This window comes from Marinobacter koreensis, from assembly GCF_023156285.1.
GTDB lineage: Bacteria > Pseudomonadota > Gammaproteobacteria > Pseudomonadales > Oleiphilaceae > Marinobacter > Marinobacter koreensis.
Window position 1 is genome coordinate 460,412 of the sequence record NZ_JAKZAJ010000003.1, and the last position, 20,510, is coordinate 480,921.

The 20,510-nt window shown below is 58.4% G+C and carries 23 protein-coding genes; 12 read left to right on the forward strand and 11 right to left on the reverse strand.

Annotated features, from left to right (window positions below):
* Positions 1-39 precede the first annotated feature (39 nt).
* Entirely contained in the window at positions 40-450 is a 411-nt protein-coding gene (locus MLD04_RS10410; protein WP_248157871.1) for a hypothetical protein, read from the reverse strand.
* A 192-nt stretch (positions 451-642) separates the two neighbouring features.
* On the opposite strand from MLD04_RS10410, the gene MLD04_RS10415 reads away from it, so the two are divergent.
* Together MLD04_RS10415 and MLD04_RS10420 are read left to right on the forward strand one after the other, a co-directional pair.
* Positions 643-972: a hypothetical protein gene (locus MLD04_RS10415; protein WP_248157873.1), complete on the forward strand. Its 330-nt coding sequence runs from the start codon at positions 643-645 to the stop codon at positions 970-972.
* 17 nt (positions 973-989) lie between these two features.
* Positions 990-1,454 (forward strand): hypothetical protein, encoded by a 465-nt coding sequence (locus tag MLD04_RS10420; protein WP_248157875.1) that lies wholly within the window; start codon positions 990-992, stop codon positions 1,452-1,454.
* A 44-nt stretch (positions 1,455-1,498) separates the two neighbouring features.
* On the opposite strand, the gene MLD04_RS10425 is transcribed toward MLD04_RS10420, so the two are convergent.
* Together MLD04_RS10425 and MLD04_RS10430 are read right to left on the reverse strand one after the other, a co-directional pair.
* On the reverse strand, positions 1,499-2,440 hold the full coding sequence (locus MLD04_RS10425; RefSeq protein ID WP_248157877.1) for an electron transfer flavoprotein subunit alpha/FixB family protein: 942 nt from the start codon (positions 2,438-2,440) through the stop codon (positions 1,499-1,501).
* Entirely contained in the window at positions 2,441-3,190 is a 750-nt protein-coding gene (locus MLD04_RS10430) for an electron transfer flavoprotein subunit beta/FixA family protein (RefSeq protein ID WP_008938380.1), read from the reverse strand.
* A gap of 416 nt (positions 3,191-3,606) precedes the next feature.
* Between MLD04_RS10430 and MLD04_RS10435 the strand changes: the two genes are divergently transcribed.
* Entirely contained in the window at positions 3,607-5,259 is a 1,653-nt protein-coding gene (locus tag MLD04_RS10435; RefSeq protein ID WP_248157879.1) for an electron transfer flavoprotein-ubiquinone oxidoreductase, read from the forward strand.
* A gap of 126 nt (positions 5,260-5,385) precedes the next feature.
* Here the strand turns inward: MLD04_RS10435 and MLD04_RS10440 are convergent, their stop codons facing one another.
* From MLD04_RS10440 to MLD04_RS10470, 7 genes are all read right to left on the reverse strand, one after another.
* Positions 5,386-5,847, reverse strand: coding sequence for an FKBP-type peptidyl-prolyl cis-trans isomerase (locus tag MLD04_RS10440; protein WP_008938382.1), 462 nt, complete (start codon positions 5,845-5,847; stop codon positions 5,386-5,388).
* A gap of 201 nt (positions 5,848-6,048) precedes the next feature.
* Positions 6,049-6,618 (reverse strand): DUF1285 domain-containing protein, encoded by a 570-nt coding sequence (locus MLD04_RS10445; RefSeq protein ID WP_248157886.1) that lies wholly within the window; start codon positions 6,616-6,618, stop codon positions 6,049-6,051.
* A gap of 18 nt (positions 6,619-6,636) precedes the next feature.
* Positions 6,637-7,533, reverse strand: a complete 897-nt coding sequence (locus tag MLD04_RS10450) for a radical SAM protein (protein WP_248157888.1) — start codon at positions 7,531-7,533, stop codon at positions 6,637-6,639.
* A gap of 41 nt (positions 7,534-7,574) precedes the next feature.
* Positions 7,575-8,024 (reverse strand): SixA phosphatase family protein, encoded by a 450-nt coding sequence (locus MLD04_RS10455; protein ID WP_248157890.1) that lies wholly within the window; start codon positions 8,022-8,024, stop codon positions 7,575-7,577.
* A 20-nt stretch (positions 8,025-8,044) separates the two neighbouring features.
* The gene (locus tag MLD04_RS10460; RefSeq protein WP_248157897.1) at positions 8,045-9,112 is read right to left on the reverse strand and encodes an NAD(P)H-dependent glycerol-3-phosphate dehydrogenase; all 1,068 of its coding nucleotides are present in this window, start codon (positions 9,110-9,112) and stop codon (positions 8,045-8,047) included.
* Positions 9,113-9,135: 23 nt separating this feature from the next.
* Positions 9,136-9,627 carry an STAS domain-containing protein gene (locus tag MLD04_RS10465; RefSeq protein WP_248157900.1) on the reverse strand — a complete coding sequence of 164 codons (492 nt, stop codon included), beginning with the start codon at positions 9,625-9,627 and terminating at the stop codon, positions 9,136-9,138.
* Between the two features lie 14 nt (positions 9,628-9,641).
* Positions 9,642-10,850: a PP2C family protein-serine/threonine phosphatase gene (locus MLD04_RS10470; RefSeq protein WP_248157904.1), complete on the reverse strand. Its 1,209-nt coding sequence runs from the start codon at positions 10,848-10,850 to the stop codon at positions 9,642-9,644.
* A gap of 114 nt (positions 10,851-10,964) precedes the next feature.
* Here MLD04_RS10470 and MLD04_RS10475 point away from each other — a divergent pair, with 114 nt between their 5' ends.
* On the forward strand, positions 10,965-12,449 hold the full coding sequence (locus MLD04_RS10475; protein ID WP_248157906.1) for an HD domain-containing protein: 1,485 nt from the start codon (positions 10,965-10,967) through the stop codon (positions 12,447-12,449).
* Positions 12,450-12,460: 11 nt separating this feature from the next.
* Here the strand turns inward: MLD04_RS10475 and MLD04_RS10480 are convergent, their stop codons facing one another.
* Entirely contained in the window at positions 12,461-13,489 is a 1,029-nt protein-coding gene (locus tag MLD04_RS10480) for an NAD(P)/FAD-dependent oxidoreductase (protein ID WP_345799616.1), read from the reverse strand.
* Between the two features lie 104 nt (positions 13,490-13,593).
* On the opposite strand from MLD04_RS10480, the gene MLD04_RS10485 reads away from it, so the two are divergent.
* The 8 genes from MLD04_RS10485 to MLD04_RS10520 are packed head-to-tail and all read left to right on the forward strand — an operon-like array spanning position 13,594 to position 20,476.
* Entirely contained in the window at positions 13,594-14,550 is a 957-nt protein-coding gene (locus MLD04_RS10485) for an acyl-CoA desaturase (RefSeq protein WP_248157918.1), read from the forward strand.
* Positions 14,547-15,014, forward strand: coding sequence for a nuclear transport factor 2 family protein (locus MLD04_RS10490; RefSeq protein ID WP_248157920.1), 468 nt, complete (start codon positions 14,547-14,549; stop codon positions 15,012-15,014). Before MLD04_RS10485 ends, MLD04_RS10490 begins: the two co-directional genes overlap by 4 nt.
* Positions 15,011-15,811, forward strand: a complete 801-nt coding sequence (locus tag MLD04_RS10495) for an SDR family NAD(P)-dependent oxidoreductase (RefSeq protein WP_248157927.1) — start codon at positions 15,011-15,013, stop codon at positions 15,809-15,811. Before MLD04_RS10490 ends, MLD04_RS10495 begins: the two co-directional genes overlap by 4 nt.
* The gene (locus tag MLD04_RS10500) at positions 15,808-17,073 is read left to right on the forward strand and encodes an NAD(P)/FAD-dependent oxidoreductase (RefSeq protein ID WP_248157928.1); all 1,266 of its coding nucleotides are present in this window, start codon (positions 15,808-15,810) and stop codon (positions 17,071-17,073) included. The genes MLD04_RS10495 and MLD04_RS10500 overlap by 4 nt, the downstream gene beginning before the upstream one ends.
* 2 nt (positions 17,074-17,075) lie before the next feature.
* Positions 17,076-17,960: a DUF1365 domain-containing protein gene (locus MLD04_RS10505; protein ID WP_248157929.1), complete on the forward strand. Its 885-nt coding sequence runs from the start codon at positions 17,076-17,078 to the stop codon at positions 17,958-17,960.
* Positions 17,948-19,225 (forward strand): SAM-dependent methyltransferase, encoded by a 1,278-nt coding sequence (locus MLD04_RS10510; protein ID WP_248157930.1) that lies wholly within the window; start codon positions 17,948-17,950, stop codon positions 19,223-19,225. Before MLD04_RS10505 ends, MLD04_RS10510 begins: the two co-directional genes overlap by 13 nt.
* Positions 19,222-19,746, forward strand: coding sequence for a DUF2878 domain-containing protein (locus MLD04_RS10515; RefSeq protein WP_248157931.1), 525 nt, complete (start codon positions 19,222-19,224; stop codon positions 19,744-19,746). The genes MLD04_RS10510 and MLD04_RS10515 overlap by 4 nt, the downstream gene beginning before the upstream one ends.
* Positions 19,739-20,476, forward strand: coding sequence for a hypothetical protein (locus tag MLD04_RS10520; RefSeq protein WP_248157932.1), 738 nt, complete (start codon positions 19,739-19,741; stop codon positions 20,474-20,476). The genes MLD04_RS10515 and MLD04_RS10520 overlap by 8 nt, the downstream gene beginning before the upstream one ends.
* The last annotated feature ends 34 nt before the right edge of the window (positions 20,477-20,510 follow it).

Sequence of the window (20,510 nt, forward strand, 5' to 3'; positions counted from 1 at the left end):
CACAGGTCCTTGTCTTGCGTCATCTTACGTTGTGTCAAATCAGGATAAGGCAGGGCCCTGACGCATCAGCCGCATCAGAATGGCCACTCCCAGTCCCCAGAAACCGTTCAGAATAAGCCCTCCCACCCAGATCTGGGGCGTGGCCTCGAGGCCTTTAAGCGGAAACACCACCAGCATGGCAATCACCGTCGGCCCAACCGCGCCGGCCACCACATGACCGAGCCAGAAGCGCGTGCCCACGGAACGCCGCAGGATCAGCCACAGACCGATCCCCCACAGGCCGCCGAAAAAGCTCAGGGAGATGACCTGCGGAATCCCGAAAGGGGGAACCGGGGTCAGGTTGAACGGTGGATTGGGAGCCAGTCCCGCCAGGTAAAAGAGCGTAAACAGGCCCTGATGGAAGATCAGTGTGGCCAGAAATCCGGCTATAAACGCCTTGAGCCATTCCATAGACAGTCTCACCTATTCAGTGGGGATGATTCTCCGAATCCTTTATCAAAGCTGCAAATCAAGGTAGCAGCTTTGTGCTCTGCTTCCAGTTTCCGGGCCTGGTTGGTCACTGCGTCGACTCGGCCAATCGTTTGCCGGCCCGCTTGCTGCACACTCGTCGACTACAACAACCATTCGCGGTGGAGGTGCCCATTGCTGACGTTTCTGCTCGCAATCAGCGTTCTGTTATCGCTTTTCAGTGCCTTTCTTTACTGGCAGACACTGGAGCAAAAGAAGATCATTCGCCAGATTCTCGCCAGGGAAGACATGGACGAGATCGGCGATGACCCGGAGCTTGTGCTTACGGTGAAGGTCCGGGATCCGATTTCTGTCGCCAAAAAAGAGTCCCGCTCGGCCCGCTTCCTCGCCGACCACCTGCCTGTTATGGTCAGCAAGATGGTCTACCAGGAAGTCATGAAGGAGCTGGAACGGGAACTGGCGGAGCGGCAAATCGATGTCGATATGCAAATTGAATATCGTTGAGACGGTAATAAACAGCCATGGCCACTGAACTTGCCCTGTTTCTCCTGCTACTGGTCCCGGCAACGTTGCTGGGGCTGGGTATGAATGAGCTGCAGCAATCCCGGCGACAGGTTCGCCGCGTGCTTTCCCAACAGATTCGCGAACTCAGCCGGATACAGAAACGCCGTATGGATCTGCTGGAGGTGCGCAATCGGGCCAAAGTGCTTGAAGGTACGGTTACCGGAGGCGCCAGCACCATCGAGAAAGTCCACAAGGCCATATCCGGCACTACCTTTGGCCTGATTGATCTGTTCTCGAAGGATGAAGGCTTCCGGAAAAGCGCCCGCCGGGTTCAGGAAACCCACGACCGCAGGACCACAGAGATCTACGGCGCAGTCAGGACTACCAACCGCGCCCTCCACATACTGGCGGACACGCTGATCATCAGTAAGGCGGAAAAGCGCATCGCCTCCCGACGCCGACGAACCCCCAAACGGCCATAAAAAAAGGCACCCACTGGGTGCCTTTTTTCTTGAGACTCAGAAAGTTACAGAACTTTCTTCAGCTCTTCTTCAAGTTGCGGTACCGCTTCGAACAGATCCGCTACCAAGCCGTAATCTGCAACCTGGAAGATCGGTGCTTCCTCGTCCTTGTTGATCGCAACGATCACCTTAGAGTCGGACATACCGGCCAGGTGCTGGATGGCGCCGGAGATGCCAACCGCAACGTACAGCTGCGGAGCAACGATCTTACCAGTCTGGCCAACCTGCATGTCGTTCGGTACGAAGCCAGCGTCAACCGCTGCACGGGATGCACCAACGGCGGCGCCCAGCAGATCGGCAACGTTTTCCAGCATCTTGAAGTTGTCGCCATTCTGCATGCCACGACCACCGGAGATAACGATACCGGCGGAGGCCAGGTCCGGACGATCGGACTGCGCCAACTCTTCCTTGACGAACGAAGACAGGCCTGCGTCTTTCACCACGTCGCACTGCTCAACGGAGGCGGAACCGCCTTCGGCAGCAACGGGATCAAAGGCGGTCGGACGAACAGTGACGACCTTGATGCTGTCGCTGGACTTCACAGTCGCGATGGCGTTACCGGCGTAGATCGGACGAACGAAGGTGTCTTCAGACTCGACACGGATGATGTCGGACACCTGAGCAACGTCCAGCAGCGCAGCGACGCGCGGCATGAAGTCTTTACCGGTGGTGCCGGCAGCAGCCAGCACGTGGCTGTAACCTTTGCCCAGTTCGGCAACCAGCTCGCCCAGGTTTTCGCCCAGGAAGTGACCGTAGGCAGCGTTATCGGCCACCAGGACCTTGTTAACGCCTTCTGCTTTCGCAGCAGCCTCTGCAACGGCACCACAGTTCTCGCCGGCAACCAGTACGTCGATGTCACCGCCAATGGCCTTGGCAGCCGCTACAACATTCAGGGTAGCCTGCTTCAGGCTGCTGTTGTCGTGTTCAGCAATTACCAGGATGCTCATTTAGATCACCTTCGCTTCGTTCTTCAGTTTATCAACCAGCTCAGCTACGTCAGCCACCTTGATACCCGCCTGGCGTGCCGCCGGGGCTTCAACTTTCAGGGTGGACAGACGCGGTGCTACTTCAACACCCAGGTCAGCCGGGGCCATGGAGTCCAGAGGCTTCTTCTTGGCCTTCATGATGTTCGGAAGTGACGCGTAGCGAGGCTCGTTCAGACGCAGGTCCGTTGTCACAACAGCCGGGAGGTTCAGGGAAACGGTCATCAGACCACCGTCTACCTCACGGGTTACGTTAACCTTGTCGCCTTCAACAACCACTTCGGATGCGAACGTGCCCTGACCCATTCCGGTCAGCGCAGCCAGCATCTGGCCAGTCTGGTTGTTGTCGGAATCGATGGACTGCTTACCGAGAATAACCAGCTTGGGCTCTTCTTTCTCGACCACAGCCTTCAGCAGCTTGGCCGCTTCCAGAGACTGGACTTCTTCGTCGGTCTCGACGTGGATTCCGCGATCGGCACCCAGGGCCAGAGCGGTACGAATCTGCTCTTGTGCAGCCTTCGGGCCGATGGATACCACCACGATTTCACTGGCAACACCCTTTTCTTTCAGGCGAACCGCTTCTTCAACAGCGATTTCGCAGAACGGGTTCATTGCCATCTTCACGTTGGCGAGGTCAACACCGGTGTTGTCCGGCTTGACGCGCACCTTCACGTTGTAGTCGATAACTCGTTTTACAGCGACCAGAACCTTCATAGATTCCTCGTTCTTCTACGATGGGTTTAATGACTCGCAATCCTCGCGGAGAGCCTGCCGAAAATAAGTGCGGACTAATACTGCAGGCAAAGGTCAAAAGGGTCAATAGCCTCAATCGACGCACCGGGACCGCTTTTAAAGCCAGTTAACCGGTATTGACCCGGACCGGCAATGAGACGATACTAAAAATCGACTCAAAACACACGATATTTCGGTGTACACGTACAATGCCAAAGCTTGACCGAATTTTCAAACAAACGTTTGTTTGATTCTCTAATTCCGGTATGCTTTTGGCGATATAAGCCGCTTTAATCGGCTCCGGGCTGTCGTCTATAGGCATTTTTACCGGTATGATGACGCCCCTGAACTGGCCTGCGGGCAATAATATCCAATAGAAGCTGTTTGAGGAGACCAACGTGGAACGCGAATCGATGGAATTTGATGTTCTGATCGTCGGCGGCGGCCCTGCGGGCCTGTCGGCAGCCTGCCGCGTCATGCAACTGGCGCAGGAAGCCGGCGAAGAACTGACCGTATGCGTGGTGGAAAAAGGTTCTGAAATCGGTGCGCACATCCTCGCCGGTACCGTATTCGAACCGACGGCCCTGAACGAACTCTTCCCGGACTGGAAAGAGAAAGGGGCCCCGCTGAACACGCCGGTTACCCGGGACGACATTTTCCTGCTGAAGAACCAGGAAAAGGCCACCAAGGTTCCGAACGCCTTCGTGCCGAAGAACATGCACAACCACGGCAACTACATTATCAGCCTGGGCAACCTGTGCCGCTGGCTCGCCGAACAGGCCGAGCAGCTGGGCGTTGAGGTATACCCGGGGTTCGCCGCGTCCGAGACCATCGTCGAGGACGGACAGGTGAAGGGCATCATTACCGGTGACATGGGCGTTGCCCGTGACGGTTCTGAAAAAGACGGCTACATGCCGGGCATGGAACTGCGCGCCAAGTACACCCTGTTCACCGAAGGCTGCCGCGGTCACCTGGGCAAGCGCCTGATCAACGACTTCAAGCTTGATGAAGGCAAGGATCCGCAGCACTACGGTATCGGTATCAAGGAGCTGTGGGACATCGATCCGGCGAAACACGAGCCGGGCCTGGTCATTCACACCACCGGCTGGCCGTTGAACGAGTCCGGCTCCACCGGCGGTTCTTTCCTGTACCACCTGGAAAACGGCCAGGTGTATGTCGGGTTGATCACTGACCTGTCCTACAGCAACCCGCACCTGAGCCCGTTCGAGGAATTCCAGCGTCTGAAGCTGCATCCTGAGATCAAAAAATATCTGGAAGGCGGCAAACGCGTCTCTTACGGGGCCCGTGCCATCGCCAAGGGTGGCTACAATGCCCTGCCCAAGATGAGCTTCCCCGGCGGCCTGCTGCTGGGCTGTGATGCCGGCACCCTGAACAGCTCCAAGATCAAGGGCTCGCACACTGCCATGAAATCCGGCCTGCTGGGGGCCGAAGCGGTCTTCGAAGCGCTCAAGGAAGGCAAAACCGGCGAGGAGCTCACCGGCTTCCAGAAGAAGTTCGAGGAAAGCTGGCTGTACAAGGAGCTTTACGCCGAGCGTAACTTCGGTCCGGCCATGCACAAGTTTGGCAACATCGTGGGTGGCGCCATCGCCTACTTCGAGCAGAACATCCTGCGCGGTAGTCTGCCGATCACGTTCCACGATACCACGCCGGATTACGCGACCCTGAAGCCGGCCTCCGAGGCGAAGAAGATCAGCTATCCGAAGCCGGATAACAACCTGACCTTTGATCGCCTGTCCTCGGTGTTCATTTCCAACACCAACCATGAGGAAGATCAGCCAGTTCACCTGAAACTGACTAATCCGGACATTCCGATCCAGGAAAACCTGCCGAAGTATGACGAACCGGCCCAGCGTTACTGTCCGGCCGGTGTCTACGAGGTGGTCGAGGCAGAAGACGGCAGTGGCAAGAAGTTCCAGATCAACGCGCAGAACTGCGTCCACTGCAAGACCTGCGACATCAAGGACCCTGCCCAGAACATTACCTGGGTGACGCCGGAAGGCGGTGGTGGTCCGAACTATCCGAACATGTAAGTTTCGGTAGTTCCAACAAAAAAAGCGGCCTTTCGGGGCCGCTTTTTTTATGCCATACCATCAAAAGCCGGACATAAAAAAACGGCTCCACAGGAGCCGCCTTTCAAAACCAGCTTTCAGAAAAGCTTAGTGCACGTGGCCGTGCTCTTGCTCTTCGTCAGTGGCTTCGCGGGTCTCGACCACTTCAACGTCGAAGTGAAGGGTCTGGCCAGCCAGCGGGTGGTTGGCATCGATGGTCACGGTCTCGTCACCAACTTCCACGACGCGAACGATCTGGGGACCGCCCGGAGTCTGCGCCTGGAACTGCATACCCGGCTCAATGGTGTCGACGCCTTCGAAAGCGGAGCGCGGAACCGGCTGGATCAGCTCTTCGTTAACTTCGCCGTAGCCTTCAGCAGGCTCAACGGATACCTTCACCTGATCACCAGACGCCTTCTCGGTCAGTGCAGTTTCCAGACCGCCGATGATGTTTTGAGCGCCTTCCAGATACGTCAGCGGCTCACGACCTTCTACGCGCGAGGAATCAAGCTGCTCGCCCTGGTCGTTGGTGAGGGTGTAGTGAATGGTGACAACACGAGGTTGGGCCATTTTATCTCCTTGCGTGTCGCAATGACTGTATTTATGAATGTAGGTAATCGAAAGTGATCATGAACAGCCAGACTGCACAGAGGGACTAACGACCACCGGGCCTCGTTAGAGAGCCAGGCTCGATAACAAGTGAGAAAACACAGTTTAACAACTGAGTGGTTGCGTTTTCTACCGTATTTGATGGGGGCAGGCCGGGGTTTTTCAACCGCCCTGCCCGACTTTCCAGAATTTTCCGCCACTTACCACGCCGTAAACGGGCTCGCCGTCGATAGTCCGCTCGGTCAGATGGGCGGCAAGATCGTAGAACGCCGATGTCAGCAGCCGCGCCTCGACGCCGTGACGTACCAGCACCACAGGTCTTGGTTCGCCGGTGCCGGGATAGTCGCTGACATCCAGCGGGTGCTCCTCGCCGATGTCGAGGGTTTCCCCCACGTTGGTGGTCACGGATACCACCTGATCGTCCCCGGAGCCCCTGACAGTCAGCGTATGGGCCAGCAAAGGCGCGTCTTCCACCGTGATGCGCCACTTCTCGACAGGGGTGACCAGGTAGAACTCGCCATCGTCCTCCCTGCGGAGAATGGTCGAAAACAAACGGACAATGGCTTCCCGGGTGAGCGGTTCCCCCTTGAAGATCCACTGCCCGTTCCGGCGGATCACCAGATCCATGTCCCCCGACAATTCAGGATGCCACTTGTCCAACGGTGGCTGGCCGGGGTTCTTGCTGACAGAGTCCTCAACCTCCTTGGCAAAGGTTTCCGGATTCTTGTCCATGATCTGCACCTCCTAATTTCAGAGACCGCGCATCCATTCGGCCCGGATCGGAACCGCACCGGGGCTGGATATCGCCAGATTGACCTGTTCAAGCATAGACACCTTGTCCCGCCCCAGAATTCCCTTCAGGACCAGATAATTGGACGCATGGTCGCTCCGGAACACCGTTTTCTCCAGCTCCAGGTGCTCAAGAAACAGACGTATTTCCTCGAACAGCCCCTGCTGGGAGAGCGGCCTGAAATCGTCGCCAAACCCCTCGCGGAACCGCTCTTCCCCTTGGGGAAAACTCACTACCAGCGTAGACAGGTAGTCTGGCTGGGTCTCGTTGCAGAGTTTCGCGGTGTTGATGGCATGCTGCCGCGACAGGGTTTCGCCACCCAGGCCATTCAGCACCATGACGGAACTGGTGAGGCCCGCTTCGCGGATCTTCAGCAACGCCGATCGGGTGGATTCCGCCGTCTCCCCTTTGTTCACGCGCCGCAACACCTCGTCGTCACCGGATTCCATGCCAACGTACATGAACGCCAGCCCGGCGTCACGAAGCTCCGCCAGCTCTTCCACCGACTTTTTCGCCAGATTCCGGGGCAGACAGTAGCTCGACACCCGGTGGAGATCGGGAAAGACCTCCCGAAGCTGGCCCAGGATTTCCAGCAACCGACGGGTCGGAAGCACCATGGCATCGCCATCGGCCAGAAACACCCTCCGGACGCCACCCAGGCTCTCCGCCGCCCGCTCGATATCCGCCCGAATCTCCTCGGGCTTGCGGGCGCGGAATTTTTTCTGGGGCTGAGTGTACATTTCGCAGAAGGTACACCGGTTCCAGGAACAGCCATTGGTAACCGGCAGGATCAGTGATTTTGCTTCACTGGGGGGCCGGAAAACCGGCTCCACGTAATCAATGGGAAAGCTGTACATGTGATGTTCCGTGTCTGAATGGGTTGCCCGACATTAGACCATCAAGGCAAAAACTGGGTTTTCAAGTCTGCACACCCCGGGCCGATCACGGGCATTTCCAATGCAACGGCCTGAGCGGTCATGAACGGAATACCCCGGCGGTGGGCGTCCACGAGCAGAGTTGAAAGGCTGCCTACCAACGGCATGTGGGAGACGATGAGCAGCGGAGTCGCGGAGTTATCGAGAAGCGCGTCCAGGCATTGACCGGGATCGTCATCCGGCGTGATGAAGGGCTTTTCTTCAATCTCGGCGTTGAGGATTTCCGCCATGATGCCCGCCGTTTGGCGGGCCCGCACGTAGGGGCTGCTCCAGATCAGCGCGGGCCGCCACGGCGACTCTCCGATCTGGTGTGCAACCCGTCCCACGGCCGAGCGGCCCGCTTCGGTCAGCTCCCGCTCCTGATCCAGGGTGTGCCACCCTGCCTCACCGTGACGCATGATGATCAGTTGCACGGCAGCCTCCGAAGTCGCGGTTATTGGGTGATGGTGCGCGGCAGGATGAACTCTACGTCGGAGTTCTGAACCGCCATCATCAGGCTGTTGATCACGGCCTTGATGGAGGCCGTTCCATAAAGAATCTCATAGAGACCCCGGACCAGGGGCATGTAGATACCAATGGCCTCGGATTTCTCCTTCACCAGTTTCAGCGTATAGATACCCTCGGCAACCTGCCCCAATTCCCTGACAGCATCGTCCAGCTGTTGTCCTTTGCCAACGGCGTATCCGACCCGGTAATTACGGCTTTTTGAGGACGTACATGTGACCACCAGGTCGCCAACGCCCGCAAGCCCCATGAAGGTCATGGGGTTGGCACCGAGGCTCACCGCAAAGCGGCTCATTTCCGCCAGCCCCCGGGTAATCAGCATCGCCTTGGCGTTCTCACCCATATCAAGCGCGGAGGCCAGTCCGGCGACAATGGCGTAGATGTTCTTCAGGGCGCCCCCGAGTTCGACGCCATAGACGTCGACATTGGCGTAGACGCGGAAATACTCACAGCCGAGGAGATCCTGGACGGTACGCCGCACATCCGGATCCTTTGCCGCAATCACCGTCGCGGTCAGGTCCCGGTTGGCAATCTCGGCCGCCAGATTGGGACCGCTGAGCACGCCAATCCGGCAACGGGGAATCTCTTCCTGCAGGATTTCGCTCATCAGCTTGAAGCCGTGCTCTTCGATGCCTTTGGTAAGGCTGACCACAATCTGGCCGTCGTGGAAGTCGGAGGTATGTTCCCGGATGACCGCCCGGAATGCTTTGCTCGGAATAGCGACAAACACGATCTCGGCCTTGCCAACGGCTGCGGCGAGGTCCGTGGTCGGTTGAATATCGCCGCTCATTTCTATGCCGGGCATGTACCGGCTGTTGATACCGGTTTTCCGGATTTCCTCGACCTGTGCCGGATCCCTCATCCAGAAATGAACGCGATGTCCGTTCTCGGCGAGGACCTTGGTCATTGCTGTACCGAAGCTGCCACCGCCCAGTACCGCCACATCGTGTACCGAGCCAGTGTTTCCCGTGTTCTGGGAGGACGTGTTTTCAGACATAGTCGTTCCGTTCTGTTGTCCGATCAGCCGTGATCTTCACATTCCAGGGCACGTACCAGATTCTTGAACTCTTCCCGGTTCTTGCTGTTCAGGCCCATCAACACTTTGTGGGCATCCAGAACCTTGTCCCGAACCTGCTGTTCGCTGGCCTTGAGCACGGGAATCTCTTCCAGTTCTTCGATTCGGGAAGCGGGTTCGCGAACAATGATGAAAATCTTGTCGAAACCCATGGAGGTGATAATGCGGGTGATATCAGGATTGGTGGAAATCAGTGTGGGCAGGAAGTGACTCTGTTTCTGCGCGGCCATGGCAATTTTGGCCAACAGCCCCAGTGTGGTGCTGTCGATGATCTCGGTTTCGGTCAGGTCGACCACCACCGTCTTGAACTCTGGATCCTGGGTGATGGACTCAACCAGATTGTCCAGCGTCGAACAGAGGTTCAGCCGGATTTCCCCGATAAACTTCAGGACATAAATGCCCTGCTTCTCAGCTTGCAGGATCTTGTAACCAGCCATGTTTCACACTGCCACTATTGCGAGGTCGTGCTGTCTGAGCTGCGGATGGAATCCGTCACCGATACGATCGCTATATCGTCCGGAAGTTCGGTCATTCCGTCCAGGCTCAGCGCCTCATTAAGAGATGCGATAGTGTGACGACCTCCCGAGACGAGTTCAAGTAGCGTCTTCTCCTTTTCATCAAGGGATTTGGCATCAATTACCTCCAGAATGCCGTCCGAAAACAGCAAAATGTGGAAAGGTTTGTCCAGCGCCACTTCGTACACATCCCAGGAAGGCGTCTCGAAAAGCCCGACCGGAAGGCCGCTGCCCTCCAGGAATTCCGTGGTTCCGCCCTCAAAGGACAGGATCGGCATGGGGAAATGTGCACCCACGGCGTACTTCAGCACCCGCTCGGTTTCGCACACAATGCCCACGAACACCGTTACGTGTTTCCCGAGCCCCGTGTCGAGCAATTCAGAGTTTATACGTTCCAGGAAACGGTCCGGATACAGGATGTCGTCGCTGGAGCCGCGCCGCAGGTTTCGCTGCAACCGGTTGGTCAGGTTTTTCAGCAGAACGGTCACAAACGCCGAGCTGGCTCCATGCCCGGACACGTCGGCGATGTAGACCAGCAGTTTGTCCTCGGCAATCCGGAAGTAATCCAGAAAATCGCCACTGAGGTACAACGACGGTTTGATCAGGTGGTCGACCTGAATGCCACCCATGGTCTGGTTGTGATCCGGCAACATGCGCAACTGCACCTTGCGTCCCGCGCTCTGGTCCGCCCTCAGCTCGTTAATGCCGTTGCGGAGGTCCCGGTTGGCCTCCTCGAGTTCCTGACGGTACAACTGGTTCAGACGGCTCACCCGGACCCTGTCCAGCAGCTTGCCAATGACATCGTCGAGGATGCCGCGGTCGTCGTTACAGGGTTTGAGGACAAAATCCGAGGCGCCAGCCCGCATGGCGTTGACCACATCAACGCTGGATTCGGTATCGGAGCAGGCCACGATGGGCGTGTAGGTTTCAGCTTCCTCGAGCCGGTTTGCGAGATCCCGGATGGATTCATGACCGAGGTCGACAAAGATCACGTCCGGCCTGTTGGCCTCGATTGCCTTACTTGCGGAGGCAATGTCGGAATACCCGGTCACATAAAAACCTTTGGTCTCGAGATACCTCGCGAGATCGGTTCGGGCTTTCTGGTCAGCGTCGATAATCAGTATGCGCTCGGTGCGCGATGCCATGGCTGTTGCCCTAAACTACCATCGATAAACGATAAATTGGCTGGATAACGCCTATTCTGGCATGCCCCTGTGATATAACAAGGCCAGAATTGCGAATTTGGGAGATTCCTGAACATGAGACGCGCTGTAAATGACCTGCTTGGAGCCTATGACAAGCTGATCATGGATCCGGTTCACGGCGGCATACCGCTTTACCGGCACGAGATCCAGGTCATCGATCATCCGCTGTTCCAGCGCCTCCGCAACATCTGTCAGAACGACATCCTGAGCCTGGTGTTCCCGGGGGCGACGCATTCGCGTTTTCTTCACAGCGTCGGCGTCATGCATGTGGGCACACGGATGTTCCGTTCCATGATCGATGCCTACCTCCGGGAGCGACAGCTGAGCGAACAGACGGATCTGAGCCTCAGCCAGCTGGACGCCATCGATTACCTGGCAAAAACCATCCGTCTTGGCTGCCTGATGCATGACAGCGGGCATTCCAGTTTTTCCCACCAGTTCACCCAGGCGGCCCGTATTCGCGAGTTGATGTCCCGCCCTGACCGGTTCCGGAACCTCTGGAAAGGCGTGGATTTTCACCAATACCATTCCGGGGAACCGGAGGAGCTGGAACACGAGCACTACTCGGTCCGGGTAGCGCACGAAGTCCTGTCCGCCGTGGACCTCGATTCAGCCGGACTGGACCGCCGGGATGTCATAGGGATCATGGAGACCACAGACGTCCGGCCGAGCGAAACCTTCTGCCGCCATGCTGAAACCTTCTGGCATTTCATTGCCGGCGAGGAAGCCTCATCGGGCACGCTCGTCGCGGACAACATTCCCCGGCTGGTGATGAATCTGCTTTCGTCCATCGTGTCCGGCGAAATCGATGCTGATCGCGCCGACTACATGCTGCGGGACGGTTTCCACTCATCGGTCACCATCGGCGGCCTGAACCTGGACCACCTGCTGACCAACTTCCGTTTTGGCTGGGACACGTCCGAGCCCTGGCTCGGCCTGGCCATCACCCAGAAAGGTCTGGGCGCACTGGAAGACTTTGTCTACAGCCGGCACCAGATGTACCGGAAGGTTTATGCGCACAAGACCGCACTGGGGTTTGACTGGTTGCTCCGGGAGGCCATCAACGAAGTTCTTGCCGATCAGGACAATTTCGACTGGGTCGACACCTGCCTGAGCGACATGCACTTCTTCGCGGAGCTGACCGACAGTTTCTTCTGGGAAGCCTTCAGGAAGGTCGCCCGCAGAAACCCGGCCAGTTTTTCGTTCTGCATCGTGAACCGGGTGAAGCTCAATCACCTGGACACCCGCGAAGACCTCTCTGCCAAGGGCATTGATCGCCACAGCGAATGGCTGGCCAGGGAGCTGGAAATCGATCCGGAGGACGTCGTGACCTGTTCAATGCGGGCCCGTTTCTCGAACATTCAGGACAACTTCAACGGCATCAAGGTACTGGTGAAAGACCCGATCACCCGGGCACGTTCGCTCCGGATGATCTCCGAGGTCAGCGCGTTCTTCAGCAAATTCAGCGACGGGACCATTACCCATTTCTACACCCGCCCGGACATTACCCGCGCCCCCGTGGAGGGCCTTACCGAGTAGCGGGCGGCGTATTAATCCGCCATGGCGGAGACCAGATCGGAGGCGCTGAGGAAAGCGCCCTCCACGCGACCGCCACTGAGCCAGTCTCCGGCCAGCCCGATTCCCTGGTCCGCAAACCAGAGCGACCCCGGCCGGTCATTGTGTTCCGATCGGGCGTACAACCATCGGTGGGCCAACCAGTCATCAGGTTCGGCCACTATATCCGCCAGCTCCGAAAAAGCCTCCTTGAGCTCCCTGACGACCTCCTCTTCCGGTGTATCCAGATGCTCCCGGGTCCAGTCCGGATCGGCATGCAGCATCCACCACTGGCCATGAGGGGGCCGGCCGGGCTTGCTGGTGTTATTACCAATCCAGAAAAAGACCGGATGGTCGCAGCGAAGTCCGTCAAACCCCGGATCCAGCGGCTCCTGGAAATGCAGCGCCACCGCCCAGCACGGGAGCAGAGAACCCGCCATCCCATCAATACGCCCTGCCAGATCCGTGAGCCCGCTCTCAAGCAGGATGTCGCTGGCCTGCGCCGGGGGCACCGTCAGGACGATCCGGTCAAAAGGCCCCAGCCGCTCGCCATCGACTGTCACCAGCTCCCAGGTGCTGTCTTTACGGGCCAGATTCCGGATGCGTGTGCTCCCGTGCAGATTCACATGCCCGGAAAGCGCCCGGCTGACCGCCGTCATCCTGGGTACGCCGACAAAACGCTCGTCGTCCGGAAAAGCCTCCCGGGATCCGTCGTTGCGCTGGAAGACAAATCGGGCCGGCCAGTGGGCATAGCTGCCTGGCCCTGCGTACGTGTCCAGGAACTGCCTGAACCCTGCATGCCGGGCTGTGAAATACTGCGCACCGAAATCGACGGCACCGTCCGTCACCCGCTTGGAGGACAACCTGCCGCCGGGTCCACGGCTTTTTTCGAAGACACTGACGTCGTGTCCCTGGCTGCTCAGTTTGATCGCTGCGGTCAGGCCAGCCATGCCTGAACCGATAACGGCGATGCGGCGTACGGATGGCGTAGATTGATTAACAGAAAACATGGTTTTTGAGTGCATCCAATCCGGGTGGTTACAACGTAAAACCAGAGGTGCGATGCCGGTCAGATTGAAGGCCTGCATCCTGACGGTTTCACTGACGAAGTTAAAAAGGCAAAAAGGGTATGACCCGAGTGCAACACTGGTTTATCAACATTCTGAGGTGGTTCGACTCCGACGCGGGTTCGGATCATATTGACACAACCTCCCGTTCTTTCAATCTGATCCGAGTCATCCCGTTCGTCGCACTGCACCTCGCGTGTCTGCTGGCGATCTATACTGGAGTCAGTACATTCGCAGTGGTTTTCGCCGTGGTGTTTTTCCTGGTGAGGATGTTCGCCATTACCGGCTTCTATCATCGCTATTTCGCCCACAAGACCTTCAAGACCAGCCGCCCTGCCCAGTTTCTGTTTGGTCTGCTCGGAGCCAGTGCGGCCCAGCGCGGGCCTCTCTGGTGGGCAGCCCACCACCGGCACCATCATCAGCATTCAGACCGCGAAGAAGATCTTCACTCGCCGCACCACGGTGGTTTCTGGTGGTCCCATGTGGGGTGGTTCACCTGTGATGCCGGCTTTGTGACCGATGAGCGCCGCATCCGGGACTGGATGAAGTTCCCCGAACTGCGTTTCATCAATCGCTTCGATTCCCTGGTTCCGGCCGGCTGCGCAGTAGCCATCTACGGACTGGGTGAGGCACTGGCCGCCTACGCACCGTCACTTGGAACCAACGGCCTCCAACTCCTGGTATGGGGCTTTTTCATCTCCACCGTGGTGCTGTTCCATGCCACGGTCTCGATCAACTCGCTTTCCCATGTCTGGGGACGTCGCCGCTTTGACACCCAGGACGACAGCCGGAACAACTTCTGGCTGGCGTTGATTACCCTGGGTGAAGGATGGCACAACAACCATCACCGTTGGCCCCAGTCCGTACGCCAGGGTTTTCGCTGGTACGAAATCGACATGACCTGGTACGGACTGTGGCTGCTGTCCCGCCTGGGCATTATCTGGGATCTGAACCCCATCCCCGAACACATTCGCGAGGAAACCCGTCAACTCGACGCCATGAGGAGGAAAACATCATGAGTACCGCCTCGGCCATCGAAGTCGGTTCCCGAAATTCTGCGGTTCCGGCAACCATCGAGCAGTTCAAGTCCCTGTTCAACAAGTTGGAGAAAGGCAACCTGAATAAGCTGCAGGAAGTGTATGGCGAAGACATTGTCTTTCAGGATCCTTTCGGACAAGTCAGCGGTCTGGACGCCCTGACCCGCTACTTTGCCGGGGCCTACAGCAACGTGATTGCCTGCCGGTTCGAGTTTGGTCAGGCGGTGGTCCAGGGCGCCAGTGTCGCCCTGCCCTGGGTGATGGTGTTGCGTCACAAACGCATACGCGGGGGCCGGGAGATCCGGGTGGACGGCATCAGCCATCTGCGGATCGCCGACGCCCGGGTTGTGTTTCACAGGGATTATTTCGATGCCGGGCAGCTGCTCTATGAGAACCTGCCCGCGCTGGGGCGGATCATTCGCTGGATCAGGAAGAACGCCGGATGAGCCCGCGACTCTCGAGCAAGACCAACATCTGGATTACTGGCGCCAGTTCCGGTATCGGGGAAGCCCTCACCCGTGCCCTCGCCCGGGGAGGCCATCGCCTGGTGGTCACCGGTCGTCGGCAGGACGCGCTTGAGGCCCTGCAACAGCATGCGCCCGAACTGATCACGCCCGCTCCGGCTGACACGACCTCACGAGAGTCGCTCCAGGCCATTGCGGACCGGCTTGAGAGCCACGGTCCGCTCAATATGGCCGTGCTGAACGCAGGTACCTGCGAGTACCTGGACGTTGGCCAGTACGACAGCGACGTGATCGAGGCCAACCTGGTGACCAATGTTCTGGGTACGGCACGCAGCCTGGACATTGCGCTGCCGGCCCTTCGCCGTGCCAGGTCCCAGGGGCAGCCGGCGACCGTGGTGATTGTCAGTTCCTCCGCCTGGTGGTTCCCCTTCGGGCGCGCAGAGGGCTATGGCGCGTCCAAGGCGGCTCTCAGCTATTTCGCCCATTCCCTGAGGGCCGACCTTGCCGCAGAGGGAATCGACGTGGTTGTCGTCTCCCCCGGCTTTGTAAAAACGCCACTGACGGATCGCAACGACTTCCCCATGCCGTTTCTCGTGACCGCCGAGGATGCCGCGGAGCGGATTCTCAGCGGCCTGGCCAAGGGACACAATGACATCGCCTTCCCGAAGCGGTTTACGTGGCTCTTGCGGGCCCTGGGCGCACTGCCGCAGGCGTTGATTGACCGCATGGCCGCCAGCATGGCGCGCAAAAGCACAGACACACAGGAAAAACAGGAATGAACAACAAACGTCAGCGTATTGCTGTCATTGGCGCAGGCGTTTCCGGCCTGACCGCGGCATGGATTCTTGCGGAAAAGCACGACGTCCATATTTTTGAAGCCGGCGATTATGCAGGCGGGCATACCAATACAGAACGGGTCACCGCCGGCGGGCGTGAGTGGCCGGTCAACACCGGCTTTATTGTCTTCAACGACTGGACCTACCCGAACTTCATCAAACTGATGGATCGGCTGGGGGTGGCATCGGAGGTCAGCGACATGAGCTTCAGCGTCGACTGTTCCACCACGGGTCTGCAATACAACGGAACCAGCCTGAACACCCTGTTCGCCCAGCGCCGGAATCTCATCAACCTGCCCTTCCTGAAGATGATCCGGGAAATCCTTCGCTTTAACCAGGAAACGCGCCGGGATCTGGAAGCCGGTGACATTACGGATTCAGAGACCCTGGGGGAATATCTGAACCGCAACGGCTATTCACGGTACTTCCGGAACTATTACATCGTGCCCATGGGCGCCGCGATCTGGTCGGCCCCGGAGATCGTGCTGGAGCAGTTTCCGATCCGTTTCTTCCTTCAGTTCTTCAACAATCACGGCATGCTCTCCGTTGATGACCGACCAACCTGGCGCGTGATCTCCGGCGGCTCGGCGGAATACGTCAAAAAGATGATGGAGCGGCTTGGCGAGCAAACCCACCTGAACAGTCCGGTTGATTCGGTTCGCCGCCATGAGTCCGGTGTGTCCGTCACGGTGAAAGGTGAAACCCTGGAGTTCGATCAGGTGATCCTTGCCTGCCACAGCGATCAGGCCCTGTCGATGCTGGCGGATCCCACGGACGCGGAGAAAGAGGTCCTCGGCGATATCGCCTACCAGAACAACGACGTGGTTCTGCATACGGATGACCGGGTGCTCCCGGACAACCGCCGGGCCTGGGCCGCCTGGAACTATTTCATTCCGGAACACCGCAGCGAACCGGTTTCCGTGACCTATAACATGAACATCCTGCAGAATTTCCATGATGCGCCGGAAACCTTCTGCGTCACCCTGAACCGGAGCGCTGACATCGCACCGGAGAAGATCATCAAGCGGTTCGAGTACGCCCACCCCGTCTTCACGCTGGAGGCGGTCGCGGCTCAGAATCGCTACCAGGACATCGGCAACCGCAACCGCACCCACTACTGCGGTGCCTACTGGTTCAACGGATTCCATGAAGACGGGGTACGCAGTGCGGTTCGTGTCATCCAGGATTTCGGGATGGAGTTGTAGCCATGACGAGCCAATGGCTTGAAGGCAGCATACGCCACCGCAGAAAGCGGCCGATTTCCCACGAATTCGAATACGACACCGGCATGCTCGCTCTGGACGTGGATGACTGGGACCGAATCACCCGTCTGAGCCCCCTGTTTTCCCGGGAACGTCTCAACTGGCTGTCGCTCCGGCGCGCCGACTATTTCCGCCCGGAAATTAACTGTCTGTCCGATGCGGTGCGTACCTATGTGCGCGACGCGACGGGCTGGTTCCCGGACGGTGCCGTCGAGTTGATTACGCACCCGCGCTACTTTGGCTACGTGTTCAACCCGGTGAGCTTCTATTTCTGCTACGAGGCGGGAGACGATCCGTCACAGGGGGCGGTGCCAAGGGTCATCCTCTCGCAGATCACCAATACGCCGTGGCATGAACGTCACGTCTATTGCCTGGAAACCGGCGGTGACTCGACCGGTTCGGCGGGCTGGCGTACCGAGCGTTTCGGATTCCAGAAACGGTTCCACGTATCGCCGTTCAACGGCATGGCCCAGGACTACCGGTGGACCTTCAGCTTCCGTGGCCCCGAGCTCCGTATACACATGAACGTGCTGCAGGGCGAGTCCAAACATTTCGATGCCACGCTTGTGGTCCGCCGTGTGCCCCTCACTCGTAAAACACTGCATCAGAGCCTGCGCCGTTTTCCGATCGAAGCGATCAAGGTTGCGGCAGGCATTTACTGGAACGCCCTGCGGCTGAAACTGAAAGGCGCAGAGTTCCATACCCATCCGGACAAACTGTCCGGGGACGATCCCGATTATCGTCGCGGGTCCGAGGACGCCGGCCTGGATGTGACCAGCGGCAATGACACACTCACTTCCGGTGGAAAGGTAACGTCATGGAGAACCTGAATACGTCTGTTCAACGCCAATCGACAACAGAGCGAGGGCAGTCACCGCTGGTCAGCCGGGTCGCCCGCCACCTCGTTCTGCAGCAGCTCCGGCAACTCGAGCACGGCACCCTGACCATCCGCGAACCGGGAAACCAGACATTGACGCTGGGCGACGGGGACACCCGTTACCCCGATGCCGAACTGATCATCCACAACCACAGTACCTGGCGGGACCTGCTCACCGGTGGCGGTATTGGCGCTGCCGAGGCGTTTGTTGCCGGTGACTGGAGTACGCCCGATCTCGTTGCCCTGCTCCGCTTCTTCACCCGCAACGTGGACCGGATGAACGAGTTCGAAGATCGCTTCAGCTGGATCACCAAACCCGCGCTCAAAGGCCTGCACTGGCTGAACCGGAATACCCGTGAAGGCTCGCGGAAGAACATCAGTGCCCATTACGACCTTGGCAACGATCTGTTCGAGGCGTTCCTTGATCCCACCATGATGTATTCATCGGCGATCTATCCTCGGGAAGACGCGACGCTGGAAGAAGCCGCCGTGCACAAGCTGGACACCATCTGTCGCAAGCTGGACCTGCAACCGGACGATCGGGTGGTCGAAATCGGCACCGGCTGGGGCGGCTTCGCCATCCACGCGGCGAAACACTATGGCTGCCACGTGACCACCACCACCATTTCGAAAGAGCAACTGGAACTGGCCCGGCATCGCGTCAAGGTGGAAGGGCTGGAAGACCGGATAACCCTGCTGTTCGACGACTACCGCGACCTGGAGGGGCAGTTCGACAAGCTGGTGTCGATTGAAATGATCGAAGCAGTCGGTCCGCAGTTCCTCGACAGCTATTTCGAACAGATCAATGCACTGCTCAAGCCGGACGGTCTTGCGCTGGTTCAGGCCATCAACATGCCCGAACAGCGTTATTTGCGGGCGCTGAAAAACGTGGACTTTATCCAGCGCTATATTTTCCCGGGAAGTTTCATTCCCTCGTTCGCTGCCATCCTGGAGTCCGTTCGAAACCGGAGCAATCTCGTGCTGACCCATGCCGAAGACATCGGCTTTCACTACGCACGAACCCTTCGTGACTGGAGCGAGCGGTTCATGGCACTGGAAGAGAACCTGGAGCAGATGGGCTATGACCGGGCCTTCCGTCGCCTGTGGGCTTTCTACTTTGCCTACTGCGAGGCGGGCTTCAGTGAACGCGCCATCGGCGTCTCCCAGGTGCTCTTTGCCAAGCCCGGTAACAAGCGGGCCAACCTGCTCAGCGTATGATTGCCTCGGATGGAGTGCGAAATACCCTCAATTTCCTGCTGTTCCAGGCGGGCTGGCTGGTTTGTGTGCTCTATCCGACCCTGATGGCCTTTGGGGTTGCCATCGCACTGGTTGGCCTTCACCTGGTCCTGGTCAGCCGGGAACGTTTCAGTGAGTTGCAGTTTATCGGGCTCGGGACGGTTGCAGGCGCAGCACTCGACACCTTTTGGCTACAGACCGGAGTGCTGCACACCGACACAGGCGACCTTGTTGTGGCACCTCCCTGGCTGGTCGCTCTCTGGGCCTTGTTCATGACCACCCTCTGCCACTCGCTCAAATGGATTGGCCAGAAACCGTGGCTGCCCTTCGTGCTCGCTCCAATTGCCGGGCCGTTTGCCTACTGGTCCGCCGGTCAACTGGGCGCGGTAACGTTCACGAACCTGCCGCTGTCACTGGCGGCGCTGGCTCTGGGCTGGGGTCTGCTGTTTCCCCTTCTGCTCAGGATCCGCGGCTTTCTGTACCCGGAGCTCTGCCATGCATAGGTTGCCAGCGGTTGTGGCTGTCGCCCTCATGATCACACTGCCGCTCCCGGGATTGGCTGAGACCTTTGAATTTACCGGGAACGCCACCTCCGAGAGCGGTCGCTCGCTGTATGCGGAACACCATCAGATGGCGGGCGATTGCCGGGAGGGTGTATTCCATCCGAAAACCGACCAGGTCCGTTATCTTCAGGATGGCGACGAGTTTGCCCGGAAAACCCTGGCCTATGACCGATCGCCCCGTCTGCCATCGGTTGATTTCCGGCAACCCCGCTTCAAGGAATCCCTTGTCATCAACTACCCCCGGGCTGATCGGACCCGGATTCAGTGGCATGCACCCTCCGGGGAAGAACGCACATGGACAATCGATACGCCTGAAGACTTGGTGGTCGATGCCGGCTTTGACAACCTGGTGCGGGAGAACTGGGCGCGGCTGAAGGCTGGCAATCAAGTGACATTCCGTTTCCTGGCGCCCACCCGCGGGGATCACTATGGTTTTGTGCTGGAGCCGGACGACCACCCCGACATCAATGCCGACCTGGAAGTCACCATACGCCCTACCGGTATGCTGCTGGGATTCCTGGTGGACCCCATCGGCCTTGGCTATGACCGTAAAGGCGCACTGACCGATTACGTGGGCCTGACCAACATTCGAAAAAACAGCGATGAGAATTTCCGCGCGCACATCCGTTACAGCGTGACCCGTTGGCCGGAATGTGAACTGACTCGCTGAACGCGTCGCCTCTGCCAAGGCGGAAACCGGGCAT

Coding starts and splice junctions, on each gene's coding strand:
- MLD04_RS10480 (WP_345799616.1), bottom strand. CDS start 13,489: ATGCACTCAAAAACCATGTTTTCTGTTAATCAATCTACGCCATCCGTA.
- MLD04_RS10420 (WP_248157875.1), top strand. CDS start 990: ATGGCCACTGAACTTGCCCTGTTTCTCCTGCTACTGGTCCCGGCAACG.
- MLD04_RS10495 (WP_248157927.1), top strand. CDS start 15,011: ATGAGCCCGCGACTCTCGAGCAAGACCAACATCTGGATTACTGGCGCC.
- MLD04_RS10485 (WP_248157918.1), top strand. CDS start 13,594: ATGACCCGAGTGCAACACTGGTTTATCAACATTCTGAGGTGGTTCGAC.
- MLD04_RS10425 (WP_248157877.1), bottom strand. CDS start 2,440: ATGAGCATCCTGGTAATTGCTGAACACGACAACAGCAGCCTGAAGCAG.
- MLD04_RS10500 (WP_248157928.1), top strand. CDS start 15,808: ATGAACAACAAACGTCAGCGTATTGCTGTCATTGGCGCAGGCGTTTCC.
- MLD04_RS10440 (WP_008938382.1), bottom strand. CDS start 5,847: ATGGCCCAACCTCGTGTTGTCACCATTCACTACACCCTCACCAACGAC.
- MLD04_RS10460 (WP_248157897.1), bottom strand. CDS start 9,112: ATGTCTGAAAACACGTCCTCCCAGAACACGGGAAACACTGGCTCGGTA.
- MLD04_RS10430 (WP_008938380.1), bottom strand. CDS start 3,190: ATGAAGGTTCTGGTCGCTGTAAAACGAGTTATCGACTACAACGTGAAG.
- MLD04_RS10450 (WP_248157888.1), bottom strand. CDS start 7,533: ATGTACAGCTTTCCCATTGATTACGTGGAGCCGGTTTTCCGGCCCCCC.
- MLD04_RS10410 (WP_248157871.1), bottom strand. CDS start 450: ATGGAATGGCTCAAGGCGTTTATAGCCGGATTTCTGGCCACACTGATC.
- MLD04_RS10515 (WP_248157931.1), top strand. CDS start 19,222: ATGATTGCCTCGGATGGAGTGCGAAATACCCTCAATTTCCTGCTGTTC.
- MLD04_RS10505 (WP_248157929.1), top strand. CDS start 17,076: ATGACGAGCCAATGGCTTGAAGGCAGCATACGCCACCGCAGAAAGCGG.
- MLD04_RS10465 (WP_248157900.1), bottom strand. CDS start 9,627: ATGGCTGGTTACAAGATCCTGCAAGCTGAGAAGCAGGGCATTTATGTC.
- MLD04_RS10520 (WP_248157932.1), top strand. CDS start 19,739: ATGCATAGGTTGCCAGCGGTTGTGGCTGTCGCCCTCATGATCACACTG.
- MLD04_RS10445 (WP_248157886.1), bottom strand. CDS start 6,618: ATGGACAAGAATCCGGAAACCTTTGCCAAGGAGGTTGAGGACTCTGTC.
- MLD04_RS10510 (WP_248157930.1), top strand. CDS start 17,948: ATGGAGAACCTGAATACGTCTGTTCAACGCCAATCGACAACAGAGCGA.
- MLD04_RS10475 (WP_248157906.1), top strand. CDS start 10,965: ATGAGACGCGCTGTAAATGACCTGCTTGGAGCCTATGACAAGCTGATC.
- MLD04_RS10470 (WP_248157904.1), bottom strand. CDS start 10,850: ATGGCATCGCGCACCGAGCGCATACTGATTATCGACGCTGACCAGAAA.
- MLD04_RS10490 (WP_248157920.1), top strand. CDS start 14,547: ATGAGTACCGCCTCGGCCATCGAAGTCGGTTCCCGAAATTCTGCGGTT.